The following is a 6,314-nucleotide window of genomic DNA, read 5'->3' on the forward strand; positions in this document are numbered from 1 at the left end:
TGAACCGCCGTGTACGGAACCGTACGCACGGTGGTGTGAGAGGACGGCGGGTGTGAACTCGCCTCCTACTCGATTAAAGTGAAGTAGATGCACTTACCTTTCAAAATTGTAAGTTTCTCGTCATGCCGGTGATGCCTATGCATTGCTAAGGTTACGCCCGAGAAGTTTTGAAATTGAGAGGGTTTTATGAAAAAGCTAATTATCGCTGCTGCACTTGTTGTTTTCTCGGTGGCTTCGCAGGCCAACACTTTCTCCGAGAGCAAGCAGCTTCAATACACCAAGGAACACCAGACCGCAGTGGCCAAGTACGCGGAGAAAAATGGCAAGCCAATGCCAGAGATTCAGGATTACAAATATGGCATGAAGATAGACGTTGCGAAATTCGTACGTCAGTCGCAGGACCCCCGTACCTGCCAGGTCTATCCACGGTTGATGACCTTCGAGGACTCCCAGGGCACGCTCAAGACTGTTCGTTACTCGACGTATTCGCAATGCATCAACAACAAGTAGTAAACGATTTGAACAGAACAATTAGAGAATTCATAAATGCCAGGCAGTGCCTGGCATTTTTTATTACGCCCGATACCCCATAGCTTCGAAATGTTAACGCCTGGGCTCGGGCAAACCGTGCAATAGATCTTAGCCAACCAACAGAGACGGCTCCCCAACTGCAGAGGGCAATTGGAAGCCTTGACCCCAGAAGGGACGAGTTATGAAGAGTTTGCTTGAACGCCCTGATGACCAAGCCGGGCATGAAGGTCATAGCCATGAGCATGGCGGCATTTTTGGAATGAACACAGAGCTGATTTTCGCGCTGATCTGTGGTGCTCTCCTGGGTGCCGGAGCTCTCGCAGGAAAACTTGGCCTGATTGATCGTCTGCCTCTGATTCTGTACGTGTCGGCCTACGTGTTCGGTGGATGGTTCACCACTAAGGAAGCGGTTACCAACATCCGTCAGAAACGCTTCGAGATCGACTCGCTGATGCTTCTCGCCGCAGTCGGTGCCGCGAGCATCGGCGCCTGGGCGGAGGGGGCTCTGCTGCTGTTCCTGTTCAGTCTGGGGCATTCCCTTGAAAGCTACGCGATGGGGCGGGCCAAGAAAGCGATTGAGGCACTGTCCAAGCTCGCACCAGCCACCGCGATCGTACGCAGAGCAAATGGCACGGTGGAGATGCCCGTGGAGCTGCTGGTTCCCGGTGACGTTGTCATCGTGCGCCCCAATGACCGCCTGCCGGCCGATGGTTTTGTAGTCGTAGGCTCCTCAAGTATCAACCAGGCGCCAGTAACCGGTGAGAGCGTCCCCGTGGACAAGCAACCTGTTCCTGATGCCGAACTCGCACGCAGCAAGCCAGATGCAGTGGATGCAGCCTCGAAAGTCTTCGCCGGTACCATCAATGGCGAAACGCTCATCGAGTTTGAGGTAACACGGCGCTCTACGGAGAGTACCTTGGCGCGGGTCATCAAGATGGTCAGTGAAGCCGAAGTCAGGAAGTCACCGACCCAGCGATTCACGGACCGCTTCCAACGCATATTCGTCCCGTTGGTTTTACTGCTGGTAGTCGGGCTGCTATTTGCCGGCATTTTCCTTGACGAGCCGTTCCGTGACTCGTTCTACCGGGCGATGGCCGTACTGGTTGCAGCCAGCCCCTGCGCGCTCGCGATCGCTACACCAAGCGCCATTCTCTCTGGCATCGCCAGGGCAGCCCGAGGTGGCGTGCTGATCAAGGGCGGTGCGCCACTTGAAGAGCTTGGATCATTGAATGCCATGGCATTCGACAAGACCGGTACCCTGACCGAAGGGCGCCCACGTATCACCGATGTAATACCCATAGGCGGCACGCAGATCGAGGATCTGCTAAACGTCGCCATCGCTGTGGAGTCGATGAGCGACCATCCGCTGGCTGCGGCAATTGTGCGTGACGGTGAAGAGATGATTGGCACACGGCGCCGATTCCAAGCCAAGAACATGAGCAACATGATTGGCCGCGGCGTGCGTGCTGAGCTTGATGGGCAGTTCGTCTGGATTGGCAAGGTCGAGATGTTCGGTACCAATGGTATTCCCGCACTCAGCAAGGCAGCCCTGGAGGCTGCGGAGCGTCTACGTCAGTCAGGCCGTACCACCATGGTGGTACGGCGTGCTGACAAGGATCTGGGCGCTATCGGGCTATTGGACACACCCCGGGAGGGGGCCAAAGAGGCACTCCAGAAGCTTAGAGAGATGGGCATCGAACGCATGGTCATGATTTCTGGAGACCACAACCGCGTTGCAGAGGCTGTAGCCAAACAAGTTGGCTTAGATGAAGCGTGGGGAGACCTGATGCCGGAAGACAAGGTCAAGGCCATCAAAAACCTGCGCCTTAGCGCCAAGGTGGCCATGGTGGGTGACGGCGTCAATGATGCCCCTGCCATGGCCAGTTCGAGCGTTGGTATCGCAATGGGGGCTGCTGGATCTGATGTTGCCCTGGAAACGGCTGATATCGCGCTTATGGCTGACGACATCAGGCAACTCCCATTTGCGGTGGGGCTGAGCCGTCACACGCGATCGATCATCCACCAGAATCTGTTCGTCAGCTTGGGGATTGTGGCCATCCTGGTTCCGTCCACCATCATGGGCTTGAGCATTGGTGCCGCTGTTGCGATCCATGAGGGCTCCACACTGTTGGTCGTCTTCAACGCCTTGCGCCTGTTGGCCTACCGCAGAAGCACCTGATCCCTGAGCTTCAATCATGAAGCTAAGCAGGGAAATGACCTGAAGTAGAAGTACGGGTCGTGCGCGATCAGCGCACGACCCGTACTTTTCTCTCACTCGTCGATCCCGATGCGCTTGAGGCTTTCAAGGGCCTTTCCGCACTCAGGTGAGCCATGCCGTAAGCCGCAGGCCAATGCAGCTTTGAGGCTCATGACACCGGCTACGAAACCGACTTGATTGCCGACTCCGTGTCCGTCCGCAAATCCCTGATCATACGCAATCTCGACAAGCGCATTGATCGCCGCCAGGGTGTCCTGTTTGTTTTTACTCTTTTGCATATCTACTCCGCGAGCATTCAGCTCATATCGCTCGGTTAGGTGGCGGCGCCTTCAGGTTTGGGGTGAGCGAATCCCGCTCCCATAGCCAATCCCTAACGGGGGGCTCAGCCCGCCACCGTAAGGAAAATCAGCTATTGAGAGCAGATGACTCGTTTTGGTCACCCGTGCTGCTCGCCTCACCGCATTGGCACTGAGTGGGTACATCCGGGTAGTCGCTGTGATTCTCAATGAACAGCGTTCGGCAGGTTTCGCACCCATAGATCCGGGGCAGGGATTTAAGGCCGCTCGGAAGCACGTCACTCAGAGGCTCGTTATGCCAAGGAGCCCCGTCAAGGATTCTTGAACGCAGGATGTTTCCCAGGCGCCAGGTGTCACTTTGTGCGCGCCAGGACCACATCGGCGCAGAAAGCGAATACTGGATGAAGGTCTCTTGTGACTGCCTGGATAGCGGGTACTTGGGGCGGGTCCAGCCGGAATCGATGATGCTGAACCCCATGCCCATTTCTGCGCTCGGGTGGGTCTTTTCACCAAAGAAACGGTCATGCGTCGCTGGAGCCGTCGCATGATGGTCAGTCGGTGGGAATACCCACAGATAACACTCATCCCGGTTGACCATGCTGATGAGCTCGCTTGGCCCCCGCATGGGGGAATTTGCAGCCAGGGCGAAGCGATCCTTCCACGACATTTTGGGAGGCGGCGCAATACCAGCAGCGATGGCCAACGTGGCAGTCTTGGGGACGAAGCGATCGCCTAGCTCGTTCAGATCCAGGTTCTTGCAGAGAGCCTTGAAGGCCTTTTTGCGAGTCTTCGAGCTGAAGGAGGGGTCAAGGAGCAGGCGAACCTGGTTCACGCCGATTCCCGCAGTTCGTAGCACCTCAATGACTTCTTCAGCCACACCGACTGCTTGAAGATCGGTCAATCCTAAGCACGTTTTCGCCCGCTCGACCGCCGCGTAGAGGTTGTACTGCCGTGTCTCGTTGTCACGACAGACCTGAATTGGCAGCTTGTCTTGGATGGCAACTTGCGGTGCAACGGAGCCGATGGCCGCGTGGAACAGCTGGTGGAGGTGCAGATGAGAGTACGGGCGGCCAGAAGCCGAGAACGAGGCGTGCAGCTGAGCAGCGAGAGGTTGAAGCAGCTTTTTTGCAGACATGACTATCCCCTAATGAGCGACGTTGGGGTAGCTGCGCTTGTAGGGCCGTTAGACGCGAAGCTGGACGTCGAATCAGGTTCAATCATGAATAGGAGTCAGGTTTGATTTGCTTGCACGGCCACCATGCAAAGCCCGACGCGGCAATCACATCAGATTCGCCGAGCTTTGGCAAGAGCGGTCATCGGTAAGCGAAAGCAGGTAGGAGGAGGGCGCTCCATGCTTGATCACCTCCAGAAACAGGAAAGCCGGAAGCACGTTGAGCGCTTCCGGCTTTCTCACGTCAGACTGATGAGAGGGATCAGAAGACGTATTGCAGGCGGGTCACGATGGCATTGCCGCTGTCGTCGCCCACGGTGTTCTCGTTGTTGTCGGTGCGCACGTTGATGTAGTTGGCACTGACTTTCACCGCCTCGTTGACGTACCAGTTCACACCCACCGTGTGGCTCTTGGCCTTGCGCTCGTTCGATTGGTCCGCCGCGGTGACCAGGTTGCCGTCTTCGACCTTGATATCGTCAAAGCGGTAGAAGACTTCCCAGGCCCCCAGTTCCTTGTTCTCTGGTTTGATAGTGTCGAACTTGGCACCATCGAGCTTGTAGATACGCGGCTCGCCGGTCAGGGTGTAAGCCATCTGGGCGTAGTAACCGGAGGCCTTCATGTCGTTGTTGGCCTGGTCAGCTTTCAGCTTGCGGCGAAGGTATTCCGCTTGAACCGAGAACGGGCCGGTGGCCCAGGCACCTTCGAGACCCCAGACCGAGTCGTCCTTCCACAGGCCATCTTGTGCAGCAGCACCGCCAAACAGCATGCGGTTGCCGTTGGTGCCGGCATCGCCGCCGCCATTGGTATCTACACCGCGGACGCCCAGACGCGAACGAATCCGGGTATCGACCGCACTGTTTTTGAGGTCGCGGTAAGCGTACTGAGCACCGACGTGCAGGACGTTGCCATCACTGTGCAGCGGTGCGAACACGCCACGTACGTTGTAGCGCTTGGTGCTGTCGCCATCCGAGTTGTTATTGGTTTCGCTGAAAACGCTACCGGAAACATAAGCCATGTCAGCGATGGTGCTGGTGGCTTGAACACCCATGCCGGCGTTGTCGTTGATCCAGTCCGCCAGGTCGTACGAGAGGTTCCGCTCCATGGCGGTGGTCCACTTCGAACTGGTGGCTTTCTCAAGACCGAAGTCGGTGTAGAAACGGCCAAAGCGCAGTTGCACCGGCTTGAAACCCGTGTAGGTCAGGCTGGCTTCGTCGAAGTAGCCGTCGGAGTCGTTGCCCGTGTTGCGGGAAAGGTCGTAGTTGAGCTGATACTTCCAGTCGCGGTACAGCACGCCACCGAGCTCAAGGTAGGCGCGACGGAAGTAGCCTGCGTCAGCGGTATCGCCATTCTTGGTGAAGACACCATCGAAACGGCCGTAGTCGGCCTGAACTCGGCCGCCCAGTTTGAAACTGAATTCCTTGTCAGAAGTCGATACTTCAAGACCGCCCTTGGTCTTCAGAACGATGTCAGCTCCGTCAGTGGTTACTGTTCCGGAGAATGCTTGCGAGGAAAATGTGCCTATTATTGCGGCAGCCAACAGCTTTTCCCGCATGTTCGAAGAACGGATCATTGCTTGCCTCTCGTATGTTAAGTGCTTAGCTACCGACGTTATATTTCGCCCTGCGCCGGCCTAAATTTATCTTGCAGATGGGAGCAGGCCACGGTTGTCACCCGCTGTAACAAGATGCCTTTGTTCTAAGCACTCTGACTAGGTTGCAAGCGAATATGACAGTTGTGTTTCTGTAGTGTTAACGGAGGAGTTTGAAACCTAACAAAACTGTTACCGAACAAGCCAGTCCTTCTTATCAAAGAAGCTCTTCTTGATCAATCTTCGAATTTCCAAAACCTGCGGATTGCGGACAAGCTTCGTTTTGATAACAAGATAGACATCTTTCTCCTCCAGGTCGTCCAGGAAACCCGGCACGGGTAGGATATTTCTCTCCAGTTTTCGGCTGTAGTCGGGCAGCACTCCAATACACGCACCGCCAACGACAAGGCCTCGTGATAGGTTGTAGCTCTTGACGGCGGCCTCAAGGAGCAAGTGCAACACCTGATGTAAGGTGTTGCCATGTCTACCCAATACAGTCACCTGAGTACC

Annotated in this window: 6 protein-coding genes; 2 read left to right on the top strand and 4 right to left on the bottom strand. The window is 56.0% G+C overall.

Going from position 1 to position 6,314, the window contains the following annotated elements; translation table 11 throughout:
* The first annotated feature begins 186 nt into the window (after nt 1-186).
* Together CYD26_RS24350 and CYD26_RS24355 are read left to right on the top strand one after the other, a co-directional pair.
* Nucleotides 187-510, top strand: a complete 324-nt coding sequence (locus CYD26_RS24350; protein ID WP_102053879.1) for a DUF2790 domain-containing protein — start codon at nt 187-189, stop codon at nt 508-510.
* Between the two features lie 202 nt (nt 511-712).
* Complete coding sequence (locus CYD26_RS24355; protein WP_102053880.1) at nt 713-2,710, top strand: heavy metal translocating P-type ATPase; 1,998 nt, start codon at nt 713-715, stop codon at nt 2,708-2,710.
* 92 nt (nt 2,711-2,802) lie between these two features.
* Here the strand turns inward: CYD26_RS24355 and CYD26_RS24360 are convergent, their stop codons facing one another.
* The 4 genes from CYD26_RS24360 to CYD26_RS24375 form a co-directional block, all read right to left on the bottom strand.
* The gene (locus CYD26_RS24360; RefSeq protein WP_010951451.1) at nt 2,803-3,027 is read right to left on the bottom strand and encodes a hypothetical protein; all 225 of its coding nucleotides are present in this window, start codon (nt 3,025-3,027) and stop codon (nt 2,803-2,805) included.
* 127 nt (nt 3,028-3,154) lie between these two features.
* Nucleotides 3,155-4,180, bottom strand: coding sequence for a hypothetical protein (locus CYD26_RS24365; RefSeq protein WP_011953109.1), 1,026 nt, complete (start codon nt 4,178-4,180; stop codon nt 3,155-3,157).
* 298 nt (nt 4,181-4,478) lie between these two features.
* Nucleotides 4,479-5,786, bottom strand: coding sequence for an OprO/OprP family phosphate-selective porin (locus CYD26_RS24370; RefSeq protein WP_009395904.1), 1,308 nt, complete (start codon nt 5,784-5,786; stop codon nt 4,479-4,481).
* Nucleotides 5,787-5,996: 210 nt separating this feature from the next.
* The coding region (locus tag CYD26_RS24375) for a hypothetical protein (protein ID WP_218197069.1) at nt 5,997-6,314 on the bottom strand (318 nt) is incomplete at its 5' end.

Origin of the sequence: Pseudomonas sp. FFUP_PS_473, assembly GCF_002858665.1 — a bacterium.
In the GTDB taxonomy this organism is placed as follows: Bacteria; Pseudomonadota; Gammaproteobacteria; order Pseudomonadales; family Pseudomonadaceae; genus Aquipseudomonas; species Aquipseudomonas defluvii.